This window comes from Caulobacter sp. 1776, assembly GCF_040545685.1.
In the GTDB taxonomy this organism is placed as follows: domain Bacteria; phylum Pseudomonadota; class Alphaproteobacteria; order Caulobacterales; family Caulobacteraceae; genus Caulobacter.
This window is the reverse complement of sequence record NZ_JBEPMI010000003.1, coordinates 407,642-423,195: the sequence shown is the minus strand read 5'-3', so window position 1 is coordinate 423,195 and position 15,554 is coordinate 407,642. Positions and strand designations below refer to the sequence as shown.

The following is a 15,554-nucleotide window of genomic DNA, read 5'->3' as shown; positions in this document are numbered from 1 at the left end:
TCGCGAAGGAGACGACGATGGTTCTGCGGATGACGGGCGCCAGTTGGCTGGCCACGATGATGCGGTCCGAGCGCGAGGAGGACGATCGGCCAGCCTTGCCTCCGGCCTGGTTGCTGGACGCCTCGGCCGAGCCGGAGGTGGTCGAGGCCCTGGAGCGGCTGGCTACGCGCGGACGCTCCTAGGATTCCAGCGTCCTACCTCGCGAACGGCCAGATCCAGGCGATCAGCCAGGGCGCGACCAGCAGGATCAGCGCACTGAGCGGCGCGCCCAGCCGGGCGTAATCGCCGAACCGATAGCCGCCCGGTCCCAGCACCAGGGTGTTGCACTGGTGGCCGACGGGCGTGAGGAAGTCGCAGCCCGCCCCGACCGCCACCGCCATCAGGAACGGATCGGGCGACAGGCCTAGCCTCTGGGCCACGCCCATGCCGATCGGCGCGGCGATCAGCACCGTGGCGGCGTTGTTCAGGAACGGCGTGGCGGCCATGGCCACGGCCATCATCGCCGTCAGGGTGGCGATCGGCGGCAGGCCGTGGAACGCGCCCGACAGCCAGCCGGCGATCAGATCCGCGCCGCCGGTCTTCTGCACCGTGTCGCTGACCGGGATCAGCGCCGCGACCAGCACCAGCACCGGCGCCTCGAGCGCGGCATAGGCCTCGCGCATCCGCAGGGCCCCGCTGGCCACGACCAGCACCGCCGCGCCGAAGAAGCCGGCCGCCACGGGGATGACGCCGGTCGCCACCAGCGCCATGGCCGCCGCCAGGATCGCCAGGGGCAGCACCGCGTGGCGCACGCCGCCCAGCCGCACCTCGCGTTCCGCCAGCGGCAGCAGCCCCAGGGCCTGCAACGCGCCCGGCAGCGACTGCTCGGCGCCCTGCAGGACCAGGATATCGCCGGCGCGCAGGCGGATGGTGGCCAGCCGCCCGGCCATCCGGTGACCGCTGCGGCTGACACCCAGCAGGTTGACGCCGTGGGTGTGGCTGAGCGTGACGCTGCGGGCCGACTGGCCGATCAGATCGCTCTCGCCGCCGATCACCGCCTCGACCACCCGGATCTCCTCGGTCGGCTCGTTCATCACCACCGGACGGTCGGCGTCGCGCAGCCGCAGCTTGGCCGCGACGATCAGTTGGTTCAGCTCCTGCTGCTCGCCCTCCAGCAGCAGCAGGTCGCCGGGCTGGATCTTCAGATTGGCGTGCGGCGTCGCCAGCCGTCGGCGGCCGCGCAGGATGGCCACCACCGTCACCGCGCCGTCGGCGGCCTTCTTCAGGTCGGCGACCCGGTTCCCTTGGAAGCTCCAGCCTTCCGGGACCTCGACCTCGGTGACATAGGCGCTGGCGGCCAGGGCCGCGTCGACGTCGATCGCCGCCTGGCGCGACTTGGGCAGCAGGCGGTAAGCGAAGGTCAGGTAGACGATGGCCAGCACGGTCAGGATGCCGCCGACCGGCAGGAAATCGAACATCTTGAACGGATGGCCCAAGGTCTCCTGGCGCACCTCCGAGACGATGATGTTGGGCGAGGTGCCGACCAGCACCGCCAGGCCGCCGACCAGCGAGCCGAAGCTCATCGGCATCAGCAGCCGGCCGGGCGAGACGCCGGTGCGGCGGGCGATCTGCAGGGCGCTAGGCATCATCAGGGCCAGGGCCCCCACGTTCTTGGTGGCCATCGACAGCACCGCCGTCGTCCCGGCCAGCACCGGCACCTGGGTGCGCTCGTCCTTCAGCCTGGGCAGCAGCGGAGCCATCAAAAGATCGACGACGCCGGACCGGGCCACGGCGGCCGACAGCACCAGGGCGCTGGCGATGATGATGACGATGTCGTTGGCGAAACCGTCGAAGGCGGCCTTTACCGGGATCAGCCCCATGGCCATGCCCACGGCCAGCGCGGCCAGCGCGATCAGGTCATAGCGCCACCGGCCCCAGATGAAGGCGACGATCGTCGCGCCGATCAGGCCGAAGGCGAGGCCTTGATGAAGAGTCACTTGACGCCGTCCCCCGAGGTTGTGCGGGGAAGGAGAACGAGGGAGCGCCCGAAAAGATGCTCCCCGCGGCGCCGGCGCGCCTCTAGGTCAGCGCCTTGCGCGCCGCTTCCCAGTACTGGGCGCCGGTGATCAGAGTCACCAGGGTGGCCAGCCACAGCAGGCCGTGGGCCACGACGGTGAAGCCGCCCATGACGCCGGGCTCCGGCGGCAGGTTGAAGGCGCCCCACGAGGCCAGGATCAGTTCGGCGCCGATGGCGACCAGCTGCAGGGTGGTCTTCCACTTGGCCAGCAGGGTCACCGGCAGCTTGACGCCCTTGCCCGCGCCGACCTCGCGTAGGGCGCTGACCGTGAATTCGCGGAACAGGATCAGGCCGGCCGGCAGCACGACCATGGCGTTGGGGCCCAGGGCCATCAGGCCCAGCAGGGCGCCGCAGACCAGGATCTTGTCGCCGATCGGGTCGAGGATCGCGCCCCAGACGCTGACCGCGTCCAGCTTGCGGGCCAGCCAGCCGTCGAAGAAGTCGGTCACCGAGGCGACGACGAACGCGTAGAACGCCCAGCGTTCCAGCCGCAGCTGGGTCTCGGCCGTCAGCTGCTCGCTGAGATACGGCACCGCGCCGGCCGCGGCCGCCAGGGCGACGAACATGAACAGCGCCATCACAAGGCGCGAGCCGGTCAGGATGTTGGGCAGGTTCTTCATGGTCGTCTCATAACGCACAAACCGGCGAGACGGCTACGGCTCCGCTCGCGAGAGCCTTAGGGCTCTCGCCCCAGAAAGCGAACGCGCGTCGAGCGGCGAAACCGCTCACACTTCCGCCTACGCGCGTTAACCGAGCGGCTCGATTTTTCGGACGCGGCGCGCGACTCGCTTCGCTATACAAGCTGTGAGAGCGGGACGGCGCTCTCGTCGTGGCGGGCGTGCGAACGCATGGAACGGCAGGATCGGGGGGACTTTAGCGCACGCCGCCGCGTCGGTTCGGTGCGCGGCCGGCTCGTCCTCCTCACGGTCAGCCTGCTGGCCCCCGCCCTGATCTCGATGGGCTTCCTGCTGGCCGGAGCCGATCGCGAGTCGCGCGGGCAGCTCTATCAGCAGCTGGTCACCACCGCCCGGGCCCTGTCCGGCGCCGTCGACCGCCAGGCCGCCACCGGCGTCTCGATCGCCGAGACCCTGGCCACCGACCAGGCGCTGATCAACGGCGATTGGGCCGCCTTTCACGCGCGCGCGAAGCGGGCGACCGAGCACCGCGTCGGATGGGTCGTCGTCGCCGACGCCGACGGTCAGCAGGTGGTCAATACGCTGAAGCCCTACGGCCAGCCCCTGCCGCGCATCCATCGCACCCGCGCCGAGGCGAGCGCCTATTCGGCGGGCCGCAGCAAGGTCTCCGACCTGATCGCCGGTCCGGTCGCCGGCAAGCCGGTGATCACGGTCGGCACGCCGATCATGGTCAAGGGCAAGTTCTACGTCCTGTCCTATGCGGTGGAATCGTCCTCGTTCACCTCGGTGTTCCGCCAGCAGCGGGTGCCCGAGCGCTGGGTCGCCACCCTGCTGGACAACAACCGCCGGGTCATCGCCCGCTCGCGCCTGAACGAGAAATTCACCGGCGCCGAAGCGTCCGGCGACATGGCCGAGAACCTTCGCCACTCGACCGAAGGGGTCAACAAGAGCGTCTCGCTCGAGGGCGTGCCGACCATGGTCGCCTATACGCGCTCGCCCCAGACGGGCTGGACGCTGGTGGTGTCCATTCCGCGTCGCGATCTGGCCAGCACGGTGAACCGCTCGGTGGCCCTGGGCTCGGGCGTGTTCCTGCTGCTGCTGATCCTAGGGATCGCGTTGGCGCTGATCTATTCGCGGCGGATCAACGACGAGATGCGCCAGCTCGTCCTGGACGCCGACGCCATCGGCCGCGGCGAGACCCTGCCGCCGGCCAATCCCGACGCCTTGGAAGAGATCGCCGCCGTCCACGCCGCCCTTCGCGCGGCCTCCCGCGAGCTGAAGGCCCGCGAGGAGCGCCAGGGGGTGATGATCAACGAGCTGAACCATCGCGTGAAGAACACCCTGGCCACGGTCCAGGCCCTGGCCCGCCAGACCTTCGCCAAGGTGAAGGGCGCGCCGGTCGAGGTGTTCACCGACCGGCTGATCGCGCTGTCCGGGGCCCACGATCTCCTGACCCGCACCGGTTGGCGCGAGGCCGACATGGCCGCCTTGGTCGAGGCCAGCCTGGGCGCCCACGTCGACCGCGTCGACCGCGCCGGCCCAGAGGTCGCCCTGGCCCCACATACGGCCGTCGGCCTCTCCATGGTGTTCCACGAACTGGCCACCAACAGCGCCAAGTACGGCGCCCTGGCGGTCCCGACCGGCCGGGTCGAGGTGTTCTGGCGCGTCGATCCGGTGACCGACAACCTGGCCTTCACCTGGCGTGACGTCGGCGGCCCGCCGGTCAACCCGCCCAAGACCCCCGGCTTCGGCACCCGCCTGATCGAAAGCTCGATCCGCCGCGAGCAGAAGGGCCAGGCGCGGTTCGACTTCCGCCCCGACGGTCTGGTCTTCGAGGCCAGCTTGCCCCTGCCCGAGGCGGTGCGGTGGAGCAACGCGTTCTGAAACCCGCCGCGGCGACCCTAGCCTCGACGAACGACGGTCCTTAAATGGCGGGCATGACCGCCGAACCTTCACCGTACACCGACGCCGAGATCGCCGCCCTGGCCGCGCGCCTGCTGGATCGCACCCTGCCCAAGGACCAGTGGACCCACGCGGCCCACCTGACGGCCACCCTGCATCTGGTCCGCACCCGCGACGCGGGGCTGGAGCGCGACCTGCCGGGGATCATCCGCGCCTACAACGTCGCCGTCGGCGGGGTGAACGACGACCACAACGGCTATCACGAGACCATCACCCAGGCCTACCTGGCCGCCATCCGCGCCTTCGTCGCCGGCCTGCCCCATCGGACCAGCGACGCCGAGGCCGCCGCCCGCCTGCTGGCCACGCCGATGGGCGACAAGGCCTGGCCGCTGACCTACTGGTCGCGCGAGCGGCTGTTCACGCCGCGAGCCCGGCGTGGCTGGGTGGATCCGGACCTCAAGCCGCTGGACCATCCGCCCGGCGCGTGAGGGCTAGGACGGATGGACGCCAGTCAACTTCTCTATCTGGTGCATTTCCCCCTCGGACGCGGGCTCCGCCAACGGTCGCTCGCGACTCCCTTCGGGACCTCAGTGCCTAATTAGGCCTTCGGGCACAGGCCCTTGGGAGTCCAGTCAGAGGTAAGGGTCGTCGGCGGACGCCCCTCGCCATGCAGGATCAGGGCGAAGCCTTGCCGCGTTTCCTGGCCAATCGCCATGAGCAGCATGGGCGGGCCCTGTCTGACCATCAGCGAATGCCCCTCGCCTCGGGCGACCTGGACGCCCTCCGGCGTTTCCAGGCAACTCGCCCCGCTGATCGCGTAGAACGCTTCCGGCCCGGAATGCACATGCACCGGAGCGGTCGCGCCCGGCAGGAATGTCGACTTGAGATATTCGGCGCTAAAATTGGCTTGCGGCGCTCCCATCGGGAGCGGGCCGACATCGGCCAGATGCCGCCCCCCTTCCATGTCGTGGCCCTTGCCGCCAACGTCGAAGAGCCAGACGCGGCCGAATGCCTGAACAACAGCGCCATGCGGCGGCTTGACGCGGTTGGCGGATTGCACGTCCGCGAACGTGTAGATGTTCCAGTAGAGCGAGCCTTCAGGAAGGGCTCCGAGGTCTTGGTGAGCAACAAGGCAGGCGGGGCCCGGTGTCTCGCCAGCCTCGCCGAGACATGTTCGAGACGTGGCCTGGGCCTGGGCCGAACGTGGGCCGAGGGCGAGCAGCGCCAAGGCGCCGATAGCAACCGCCAGCGATCCTAAGAGTCTTCCAGCCATGGCGCGCCTTTTCCCGCGAGAAGCGTATCGAGGGTGCCCCAGAAGATGTCCGCAATCCACCCATAGCCGAACGCGGAAAACGCCTTGGGGCGCAAAGGGCGAGAGTTGGGTTCTCATTCGGCGCCTTGGCGCTGAACACCTCATCCCGAGGCGCCCGCGCAGCGGGCCTCGAAGGACGCGCGGTATGTCCATGATCCACGCTTCGCGGAAACGGCCGGCGCCGGATCACTCGCCGGCGGGGTAAGGCCTCACCCGCCGATGCACGACCGCCTGGCGGTCGGCGTGGATCCGTCGCCAGGCCGGGTTGGCGTCGAGGGCCGCGACGGCCGGGTCGTCCGGCGCGAAGATCGTCCAGGCCACGCGATAGCGGCGAGCCAGGCTTTCCAGCGCCGCCGGGTCGGGGCTGGTGGCCTTGAAATAGTCGGCGCTGAACGCGTCGCCGTACATGTCGGCGCGGCCGTCGATGAACGGCCGCACGCCCTGATGGATCAGGTAGCCGCCCAGGCCGTAGCCATTCAGGACCGGCTGGGCTCGCAGGTCGGCCGGCACGTGCTCTAGCGCGGTCACCGGGCTGTTGAGGCCGTCGATCCGGTGCAGCGGCAGGGTCAGGCGCAGGCCGGCCAGGGTGAGGACGGCCACGCCGAAGCCGATCAGCCACGCCCGGGCCATCCTCGTATCCCGCCGCTCATGCCCCAGCGCCTCGGCCAGGGGCCGGGCCAGCAGCAACGGCGCGATCGCCGCCAGCACCAGCTGATGCCGCACGTGCTGAAGGGCCATGAACAGCACGGCCAGCAGCAGCAGCAGGCGGATCGGCGGGACCTTCACCCCGCGCCCCAGGCAGACGAACAGCGTGGCCAGCAGCGCGATCACGAAGGTCGAGACGTGCGAGAAGTCCTGAGCCCGCCACTCCTGAATATGCGGCAGGACGGTCATGGTCATCAGCTGGAACGGGAACACCAGGCCGTACAAGCCGTGGGGTGTGACGACCGCGCCGACCAGGCTGGCCAGGCCGAACAGGCCCCAACCTCGCAGCGCCTTGATCCGGTCGGCGCCCGGTTCGGTCAGGGCCTCCAGCCCGAACGCGCCGGCGATCACGAAGCCGAACACATAGCTGCCGTGCAGATTGGCCCACAGCGTCATCAGGAAAGCGAAGACCAGGTGTGGCGCGCGACCCTCGTCCCGCGCGGCCAGCATCTCCAGGGTCCAGACCAGCAGCAGCGGCAGCATGAACAGGTGCGGCCGGACCAGCAGGCTATCGCCCATGCAGGCCAGGGACAGGGCCGTGACCGCGGCCAGGGTCAGGCCGCCCAGGTCGCGCGCCAGCCGCTGCGCCAGCAGCCAGGCCGAGCCGCCAGCGACGGCGGCGAACAGGATGACCACCCCGCTCCACCCCGCGGCGCGGGCGGCCAGGGCCATCAGCGTCTCGGACAGCCACTCGTGCGCCACCCAGGGATGGCCGGCCATGGAATAGGAAAAGACGTCGCGGTCGGGGACGCGGCCATGGCTCAGGATCCACTCGCCGGTGGCCAGGTGCCACCAGGTGTCGCCGTCGTTCAGCACCTGCGGCGCGAACAGCACCACCGCCGCCATGACGAAGGCGGCGGCCAAGGGGACGACCGCGCGCGCTTCAAAAGTGTTGGGCGAACTTCCGGTGTCCAGGCTCACGACGTCCTCCCGTTCCCGAGCAGGGCTAAACCCTAGGCCTGAACAGACCGTTGTCTTGGCCGGCCCACGACCTGAGGTCCCTAAGGGGTTTTCTTGAACCGCCTGTACAAAAATCGAAATGACCCGCGTACCCCGCCGGGCTAAGAGCGCGGTCCCATGACCGATCGCCTTCGCGCCCTGCTCCGCGGCAAGAGCCCCATCCGTCCGATCGACGCCCTGCGCGGCGGGGCCGGGGCGCTGCTGGGCCTCGTGTTCGCCGGGATCCTGGGGCGCTTCGCCGTCTCTGCTTTTTCTGGCGGCGGGGACGACTGGCTGCATCCGCTGCTGGTGGCGCCGATCGGGGCGTCGGCGGTGCTGGTGTTCGCCGTGCCCGCCAGTCCCCTGGCCCAGCCGCGTTCGGTGCTGGGCGGCAACATCGTCTCGGCCCTGGTCGGGATCACCGTGGCCATGCTGTTTCCGCACCAGCCGCTGGTCGCCGCGCCGCTGGCCGTCGGGACCGCGATCGGAACGATGATGCTGTTGGGCTGCCTGCACCCGCCAGGCGGCGCCGTGGCGCTGATCTGCGTGATCGGCGGACCCAAGGTGGCCGAGGCCGGCTATCTGTTCGCGCTCAATCCGGTCGCCGTCGACTCGCTGCTGCTGACCGGGGCCGGCATGATCTGGGGTCGGATCACCGGGCACTCGTATCCGCACCGCGTCCCCGCGCCCGCCGCCAGTCCGCACGGCACCAAGGACCCCGCTCCGACCGCCCGCATCGGCTACAGCACCACCGACCTGGACGTCGCCCTGGCCCGCTACGGCGAGCTGCTCGACGTCAGCCGCGAGGACCTGGACGCCCTGTTCCGCGAGGTCGAGCTGACGGCCGCCCAGCGGCTGCACAGCCAGATCCGCTGCGGCGACGTGATGTCCAGGGACGTGATCAGCCTGCACCACGACCAGTCGGCCGAAAGCGCCCTGGCCTATATGCGCGAACACGAGCTGCGGGCGGCCCCCGTGGTCGACGCCGACGGCCGCGTCATCGGCCTGGCCCGCCGCGCCGAGCTCCAGGCCAACCGCCGCCGCACCGTGGAGGCGGCGCTGGACCCCTTCGTCCACAAGGTCATGGAAGGCACTCCGATCGCGGCCTTGCTGCCGATCCTGTCCAGCGGCCACACCCACGAGGCCATGGTCGTGGACGGCGAACGCCGGCTGATCGGCGTGATCACCCAGACGGACCTGATCGCGGTGCTGTATCGCGCCCACATCGTCGAGGCGGTGGTGGCGGCGTAGGTTCATTCGAGCGCTTCCCACGCCAAACCTTGCCGAACGTCGATCCGGCGACCATCGTCCGCGCGACAAGAGCGTCAAAGCGGGGAAGCGTCCGATGATCGTCGTCCATCACCTCAACAACTCGCGCAGCCAACGCGTCCTGTGGCTGCTGGAGGAGCTGGGCCTTCCCTACGAGATCAAGCCCTACCAGCGCGACGCCCAGACCATGCTGGCCCCGCCTGAGCTGCGCGCCGTCCATCCGCTGGGCAAGTCGCCGGTCGTCACCGACGGCGACACGGTCGTCGCCGAGACCGGGGCGATCATCGAATACATCCTGGAGACCTACGGCCAGGGCCGGCTGATCCCGGCGGCGGGCTCGCCCGAGCGTCTGCGCTATACCTACTGGCTGCACTACGCGGAGGGCTCGGCCATGACGCCGCTGCTCCTGAAGTTGGTGTTCGCCACCCTGCCCAACCGCGCGCCCGCCCTGCTGAAGGGCCTGGTCAAGGCGGTCGCCGCCAAGGCCCAGGCCAGCTTCGTCGATCCGCAGTTGACGACCCACATCGACTATTGGGAGTCCGAACTCGCCAAGTCGGAATGGTTCGCCGGAAGCCAGATGACCGGCGCCGACATCATGATGAGCTTCCCGCTGGAGACCGGCGCCGCCCGGGCCGGGGCGGCGTCGAAACCGCGCATCAAGGCGTTCCTGGAGCGGATCCACGCTCGCCCGGCCTATCAGCGCGCCCTCGAGCGCGGCGGACCCTACGCCTACGCCTGAGGTCGTTGCTGCCAGAAACCGTCACGAGCGTGCGCTAGCGTCGGGGAAACCAGGGAGACTAACCATGAAGATCGTCACCAGCCTCAGCTTCCAGGGCGAATGCCGCCAAGCCTTCGACTTCTACGCCCAGGTGCTGGGCGGCAAGGTCACCGCCGCCTTCCCGTTCGGCGAAGGCCCGCCCGACACGCCCGTCGATCCCAAGTACAAGGATTGGCTGATGCACGCCTGGCTGGACGTCGGCGACCAGTCGATCATGGGCGCGGACATGCCGCCCGAATTCGCCCCCAACATCGACAAGCCCAAGAACGGCTTCGACGTCACCTATCACACCGACGATCCGGCCGAGGCTCGCCGCGTGTTCGACGCCCTGTCCGAGGGCGGCAAGGTCGTCATGGCCTTCGCCGAGACCTTCTGGTCGCCGGGCTATGGCAGCTTCACCGACAAGTTCGGCATTCCGTGGATGATCAACACCACGCAGAAGCAGGGCTAGAGCCTGTCCGTTTCTGATGGAAACATCAGAAACGGATAAGCAGGCTCTATCTCAAACATCTAGAGCGTGGCCCCCCGACCATTCTTCGATAACCGGGGGAACAGGGACCGCCGGGCGACGTTTAGCTTCGCCGATATCGCCCGGCGCCCGCCTCCGTGGTTAAGCTCGCCTCTTGCTTATCGGGAACTGGGCGCCTATCCTCCCAGCCCCCGGTTGCGTGCGCCCGCGACCGGAAGTCTTTCCTCCCAAGGCGTCCGAGCTAAAATCCGCAATGGAAAAAGTGCCGATGACCGTCGGTGGGTATCAGACCCTCGACGAAGAACTGAAGCGTTTGAAGACCATCGAACGACCGGCCGTGATCGCCGCGATCGCGGAGGCGCGCTCGCATGGTGACCTATCGGAAAACGCCGAGTACCACGCCGCCAAGGAGCGTCAGGGCTGGATCGAGGGCCAGATCGCCGAGATCGAGGACAAGATCGCGCGCGCCCAGGTGATCGACGTGTCGAAACTGTCGGGCAAGCAGATCAAGTTCGGCGCCACCGTCTCGGTGGTCGACGAGGACACCGAGGACGAGGCTCGCTATCAGATCGTCGGCGAGCATGAGGCCGATGTGAAGTCGGGCCGCATCTCGGTCTCGTCGCCGCTGTCGCGCGCGATGATCGGCAAGGAAGTCGGCGAGGTGGTCGAGGTCAATACGCCCGGCGGCACCAAGGCCTACGAGATCCTCAAGGTGGAGTGGCTGTAAGGCGGTCCGCCGCCCCAGCTGCGCCATAAATACGGTTCAATGGAGCGAGGCCGCTTTTCGAGCGGCCTTGTTTCGTTTGCGTTGTTCGGGATCGACGACTTGGCCGAAGCTCCCAAGCTGCCTCTGAAGGTCTGGGCCGTCTCCGACGGCCGCGCCGGCATCGAGGCCCAGGTCGTGGGCCTGTCGGAGGCGATCGCGCGCCTGGTCCCCTGCGAGGTGACGATCAAGCGCGTGGCCTGGAAGGGCCGCACCGGCCGCCTGCCCTGGTGGCTGAACCTGCTGCCTAAGCGCTGGCTGACCCCGGAAAGCGGCATCCCGCGGGACAAGGGTGACGATGAGTGGCCCGATCTGTGGATCGCCGCCGGCCGCGCCACCCTGCCGCTGTCGATCCGCGCCAAGCGCTGGTCCGGCGGCAGGACCTATGTGGTCCAGATCCAGGACCCCCGCGTGCCGGCCACCATGTTCGATCTGGTGATCCCGCCCAAGCACGACCGGATGTCGGGCGACAACATCCTGGCCATCACCGGCTCGCCGCACCGGGTGACCCCGCAGCGGCTCGACGCCGAGTACGCCGCCTTCGCCGAGGTCATCGATCCCCTGCCCCGCCCGCGCGTGGCGGTGCTGGTCGGCGGCAAGTCCAAAGCGTTCGACCTGTCCAGCGAGCGCGCGGCCCAGATCGCCCACTCGATCCAGATCCCGCTGGAGCAGGAGGGCGGCAGCCTGCTGATGACCTTCTCGCGCCGCACGCCCGACGCCGCCCGCGCCCTGATGGCCGCGCGCCTGCGCCACCTGCCGGGGATGATCTGGAATGGCGAAGGCGCGAACCCCTATTTCGCCTTCCTGGCCGGCGCCGACTACATCCTCGTCACCGAGGACTCGACCAACATGGCCACCGAGGCGGCCTCGACCGGCAAGCCGGTGTTCGTGCTGAAGATGGACGGGTCCAGCCTGAAGTTCCGGCTGTTCCACGAGGAGCTGGAGCGCCAGGGCGCGGCGCGGCCCTATGGCGGCGCGTTCCACGGCTGGACCTATACCCCCATCGACGAGACCGACCGCGCGGCGCGCGAAGTGCTGGCGCGGATCGGGGTGGAGATCCCGGCGGCGGCGGTCGAGGCGGAGGTGGCCGAGGAGCCTCCGAAACCGAAGCGGAAATCTCGGGCGAAGGCCGTCGAGACCGTTGCAGAGACACCCGCGCCGAAGCCGAGAAAGCCTCGCGCGGCCAAACCGAAAGCCTGATTTTTCCGGTTGCTGGCGCGCTAGTGTTCGCATTATGTTCACGCCATGATTGAGCGCCGCATCGGAGCTTCCTTGAGCAAGGCCGCCCGCAACGAGCGGCGCAAGGCGTTCGCGACCACCTGCAACGCCTTGGCCGTCGCGTTCTTCATCTCCGCGTTTCTTCAGCCTCTGCTCTCCGGCCGGCCCAATTTCGTGGCCATGATCAGCGCGCTCCTCGCTTTCGTTGTCTTACAAAGCGGCCTCCACTATGTTCTGGGACAAGTGGAGGACTGAATGGACCCGTACATCCAATCCACCTTGGTCGGTCTGGTCTTCGCCGTCGCCGCGTACGGCGTGTTCTGGCTCTCGATGCGGAACGACCGCCGCTGATCCTCGCCATCCTCCAGGCCCGCATGAGCTCCACCCGCCTGCCGGGCAAGGTGCTGATGCCGATCGTGCGCCAGCCGATGATCGTGCGGCAGATCGAGCGCGTGGCCCGCGCCAAGCGAGTCGACAAGCTGGTGGTCGCCACCTCCGACCGTCCCGAGGACGACGCCATCGAAACCGCCGTCCGCCGTGAGGGGATCGCCGTGTTCCGGGGCTCGCTCGACAACGTCCAGCAGCGGTTCATCGGCGCCTTGGACGCCCATCCCGCCGACCACGTCGTGCGCCTGACCGCCGACTGTCCGCTGGCCGATCCGGACCTGATCGACGCCACCATCACCCTCTGCCTGTCCAAGGGCGCCGACTACGCCAACAACACGCCCAAGGGTCACGCCCATCCCAAGGGCACGGACGTCGAAGTGATGACCGCCGCCGCCCTGCGCCGCGCGGCGGCCGAGGCGACCACGCCGGAAGCGCGCGAGCACGTCACCTGGGACCTTTGGAACCACCCCGACCGCTGGACCGGCGTCTCGCTGCCCTGCTTCCCCGACCAGGGCGCGGTGCGCTGGACCGTCGACCGGCCCGACGACTACGCCTTCGTGGCGGCGGTCTACGACGCTCTCTACCCCAAGAACCCCGCCTTCACCTCGGACGACGTCCGGGCGTTCGTGAGAAGTCGGCCCGACCTGGCCGACTACGGCGGCGACCGGCGCGTATGACCCCCGCCGGCAAGGCTAGGCGGAAGGTCCTGTTTGTCTGCGCGGCGGGTCCTAGCGTTGGCGGCGGCCATGTGATGCGGTCCCTGACCCTGGCGAAGGCCCTCGCGCAAAAAGGCGCGGCCTGCGCGTTCCAGGCGACGCCGGAGGTCGCGCGGGTGCTCGACGCCTTCGCGCCGAACATGGCGCGGGCGGACGCCGAGGCGGACTTCGACGCCGTCGTCTTCGACAGCTACGCCCTGGGCGCCGACGACCACCGCGCCATCGCCAAGGGCCGCCCGACTCTGGTCATCGACGATCTCGCCGATCGGCCCCTGGCCGCCGATCTCGTGCTGGACGCCGGACCGGCCCGGACGGCCGAGGACTATGCCGGCCTCGTCGGACCGCGGACCGGTCTGCTGCTGGGTCCGAACCACGCCCCCGTGCGCCCCGCCTTCGCGGCCCTGCGCGACGCCGCCCTCGCCCGCCGCGCCGAGGACGGGCCGGTGCGGCGGATCCTGGTCTCGCTGGGCTTGACCGATGTCGGCGGGATCACCGGTCGGGTGGTGGCGCTGCTGCGCCCGATCATCGGCGACGTGGCGCTGGACGTGGTCCTGGGCGGCGAGGCGCCCAGCCTGCCGGCCCTGTGGGCGCTGGCGGCGGCGGATCCGCGCCTCGTCCTGCACGTCGACACCCAGCACATGCCTAGCCTGATCGTCGAGGCCGACCTGGCGATCGGGGCCGGCGGCTCGACCACCTGGGAGCGCTGCGTCCTGGCTCTACCGGCCCTGACCCTGATCCTGGCCGACAACCAGATCGCCGCCGCCCGCGCCCTGGAAGCGGCCGGCGTGACGCCGTGTCTGGAGGTCGCCGCCCCGGACTTCGACACGGCGTTCGTGCGCGAGGTCGAAGCGCTGCTGACAGACGGCGCGCGGCGCGCGGCGCTGTCGGCGGCCAGCGCGAGGGTCTGCGACGGGCTGGGCGCGGACCGCGTAGCGGAGGCGTTTCTGACGCGGCTTTAGCCTGCGACAACTTGGCCGCTGGCGTCCCATCATCGTTAACACGTTGTTCGCTGCTTCGGCGGGACTCTGCCGATCACGATGCGCGCCCTCTCAGACATTCGCGGCCTACCGCCTCACGGAACACCCCTTGGGCGCGTCCGCATCGTCGGCGGCGGGCTGACCGGCATACTGGCCGCCTTCGAGGCCCATCGTCTGGGCTGGCGCGACATCACGATTCACGAGCGCTTCGAGGCCCTAGGCGGCGGCGCACGGCCCAAGGTCCTGCACGGCGCCGAGATGCGCGGCGGCCGCCTTTATTTCGGTGGTCCTGGCGATCCGGTCGTCGACGCCCTAAGCGCCCACGGCCCCCGGTTCGAGACCTTCCACAACCGCTTCGGCTCGATGAGCATCGGCGCGGACGGCAAGCGCGTCTTCACCTGGGACTTCGACGGCCCGGCCATCGACTGCCCGGCCGGCAAGGTCGCCAGGCCCGCCGACACCAGCCTGGCCGCGCGGCTCTCGGCCTATCCGCCGCGGATCGCCGCGACGCTGGAGACCTACGTCCGCTGGCATCTGGACGCCGATCCGGCCCTCGTCCACGGCGACGCCGCCATCCCTCTGGCCATCGACCGCGTGTTCCCCGCCGCCGCTGACCTCGTCGCCCTGGCCGAGGCCAAGGCCGCCGATCCGTGGGCGGACGAGCTCTACGCCGTTCCGCCTGGCCTCTCGGGCCGCGCCGCCGACCTGGTCGCCAGCCTGCCGGTCGGCGGCTTCGCCAAGCTGTTCGACGACCTGCACCGGGCGCTGACCAGACTGGGCGTGAAGATCGAGCTGAACGGCCTGGTTCCACCGCGCCAGCTGATGGCGGAGCAGCACTCCGACGAGATCATCGTCTGGGCCGCTGATCCGACGCCGCTGTTCGCGCCGCTGGGCCTCTCCGCCCCGCCGCTCGTGAAGAAGTGCTTCTTCACCTACGTCTACGAGGTCGAAGCGTTCGACGGGCCCCGCCCCGTCTACGTCCAGAACTTCACCGCCCAGGGCGCAGCGTTCCGGGCCTATCTGTACGAGAGCGGCGGCAAGACCTTGGTGGCGGCCGAGTGCGTGCGCGAGGCCGACCTCAAGACCCTGCCGACCGAGCTGCGGATCCTGCTGTCGGGCTTCGGAGCGTTGAAGCTCGGGCCGCTGGTCCACACCGACGCCCAACCGCGTGGGGTCTACCCCTCGCTCGCCGCGATCGACGGACTCTCAGCCCTCCGCGCCAGGCTCGCCGAACGCTTCGGCGGCCGCTTCATCCCCGGCGCCTGGGAGCCCCACGCCAGGAGCGCCAAGCTAGCCGAGGTCAATGCGGCCCTGGCGGCGGCGCGCGAGCCCGCCTCCGCCCTGATGGCGCGAGCCGGATGAGCCTTTAGCCCCCTCTAGCGAACAGCGTTCACTTACCCCATCCTCTCCCCCAACGCACGGGAGGGC

At 69.6% G+C, this 15,554-nt stretch carries 17 protein-coding genes; 13 read left to right on the top strand and 4 right to left on the bottom strand.

All coding sequences use genetic code 11. The annotated features are described in order from the left end of the window. Positions 1-17: 17 nt before the first annotated feature. Positions 18-182 carry a hypothetical protein gene (locus tag ABIC66_RS10635; protein ID WP_354070058.1) on the top strand — a complete coding sequence of 55 codons (165 nt, stop codon included), beginning with the start codon at positions 18-20 and terminating at the stop codon, positions 180-182. Positions 183-194: 12 nt separating this feature from the next. Here the strand turns inward: ABIC66_RS10635 and ABIC66_RS10630 are convergent, their stop codons facing one another. Further along, the gene (locus tag ABIC66_RS10630) at positions 195-1,976 is read right to left on the bottom strand and encodes an SLC13 family permease (RefSeq protein ID WP_354070056.1); all 1,782 of its coding nucleotides are present in this window, start codon (positions 1,974-1,976) and stop codon (positions 195-197) included. Between the two features lie 82 nt (positions 1,977-2,058). Next, positions 2,059-2,676 (bottom strand): CDP-diacylglycerol--glycerol-3-phosphate 3-phosphatidyltransferase, encoded by a 618-nt coding sequence (gene pgsA / locus ABIC66_RS10625; RefSeq protein WP_354070054.1) that lies wholly within the window; start codon positions 2,674-2,676, stop codon positions 2,059-2,061. 228 nt (positions 2,677-2,904) lie between these two features. Between pgsA and ABIC66_RS10620 the strand changes: the two genes are divergently transcribed. Continuing rightward, a complete protein-coding gene (locus ABIC66_RS10620) occupies positions 2,905-4,575 on the top strand; it encodes a sensor histidine kinase (RefSeq protein ID WP_354070052.1) in 1,671 nt (556 codons plus the stop codon). A 53-nt stretch (positions 4,576-4,628) separates the two neighbouring features. Further along, the gene (locus ABIC66_RS10615) at positions 4,629-5,081 is read left to right on the top strand and encodes a hypothetical protein (protein WP_354070050.1); all 453 of its coding nucleotides are present in this window, start codon (positions 4,629-4,631) and stop codon (positions 5,079-5,081) included. A gap of 110 nt (positions 5,082-5,191) precedes the next feature. On the opposite strand, the gene ABIC66_RS10610 is transcribed toward ABIC66_RS10615, so the two are convergent. Continuing rightward, positions 5,192-5,866: a hypothetical protein gene (locus tag ABIC66_RS10610; protein ID WP_354070048.1), complete on the bottom strand. Its 675-nt coding sequence runs from the start codon at positions 5,864-5,866 to the stop codon at positions 5,192-5,194. Positions 5,867-6,091: 225 nt separating this feature from the next. Then, complete coding sequence (locus tag ABIC66_RS10605) at positions 6,092-7,531, bottom strand: hypothetical protein (protein ID WP_354070046.1); 1,440 nt, start codon at positions 7,529-7,531, stop codon at positions 6,092-6,094. A 156-nt stretch (positions 7,532-7,687) separates the two neighbouring features. Here ABIC66_RS10605 and ABIC66_RS10600 point away from each other — a divergent pair, with 156 nt between their 5' ends. From ABIC66_RS10600 to ABIC66_RS10555, 10 genes are all read left to right on the top strand, one after another. Beyond that, positions 7,688-8,800: an HPP family protein gene (locus ABIC66_RS10600; protein ID WP_354070044.1), complete on the top strand. Its 1,113-nt coding sequence runs from the start codon at positions 7,688-7,690 to the stop codon at positions 8,798-8,800. A 94-nt stretch (positions 8,801-8,894) separates the two neighbouring features. Next, the gene (locus ABIC66_RS10595) at positions 8,895-9,557 is read left to right on the top strand and encodes a glutathione S-transferase family protein (RefSeq protein ID WP_354070042.1); all 663 of its coding nucleotides are present in this window, start codon (positions 8,895-8,897) and stop codon (positions 9,555-9,557) included. Between the two features lie 64 nt (positions 9,558-9,621). Next, positions 9,622-10,047: a VOC family protein gene (locus tag ABIC66_RS10590; protein WP_354070040.1), complete on the top strand. Its 426-nt coding sequence runs from the start codon at positions 9,622-9,624 to the stop codon at positions 10,045-10,047. Between the two features lie 271 nt (positions 10,048-10,318). Further along, on the top strand, positions 10,319-10,792 hold the full coding sequence (greA, locus tag ABIC66_RS10585) for a transcription elongation factor GreA (RefSeq protein ID WP_354070038.1): 474 nt from the start codon (positions 10,319-10,321) through the stop codon (positions 10,790-10,792). Between the two features lie 99 nt (positions 10,793-10,891). Further along, positions 10,892-12,028, top strand: coding sequence for a mitochondrial fission ELM1 family protein (locus ABIC66_RS10580; protein WP_354070037.1), 1,137 nt, complete (start codon positions 10,892-10,894; stop codon positions 12,026-12,028). A 72-nt stretch (positions 12,029-12,100) separates the two neighbouring features. Beyond that, the gene (locus tag ABIC66_RS10575) at positions 12,101-12,301 is read left to right on the top strand and encodes a hypothetical protein (RefSeq protein ID WP_354070035.1); all 201 of its coding nucleotides are present in this window, start codon (positions 12,101-12,103) and stop codon (positions 12,299-12,301) included. After that, positions 12,302-12,397, top strand: a complete 96-nt coding sequence (locus ABIC66_RS10570) for a hypothetical protein (RefSeq protein WP_354070034.1) — start codon at positions 12,302-12,304, stop codon at positions 12,395-12,397. It abuts the gene before it with no gap. Next, on the top strand, positions 12,394-13,110 hold the full coding sequence (locus ABIC66_RS10565; RefSeq protein ID WP_354070325.1) for a cytidylyltransferase domain-containing protein: 717 nt from the start codon (positions 12,394-12,396) through the stop codon (positions 13,108-13,110). Before ABIC66_RS10570 ends, ABIC66_RS10565 begins: the two co-directional genes overlap by 4 nt. Next, positions 13,107-14,108, top strand: coding sequence for a UDP-2,4-diacetamido-2,4,6-trideoxy-beta-L-altropyranose hydrolase (gene pseG / locus ABIC66_RS10560; protein ID WP_354070032.1), 1,002 nt, complete (start codon positions 13,107-13,109; stop codon positions 14,106-14,108). The genes ABIC66_RS10565 and pseG overlap by 4 nt, the downstream gene beginning before the upstream one ends. A 78-nt stretch (positions 14,109-14,186) precedes the next feature. Further along, the gene (locus ABIC66_RS10555; protein WP_354070030.1) at positions 14,187-15,488 is read left to right on the top strand and encodes an NAD(P)-binding protein; all 1,302 of its coding nucleotides are present in this window, start codon (positions 14,187-14,189) and stop codon (positions 15,486-15,488) included. Positions 15,489-15,554 lie beyond the last annotated feature (66 nt).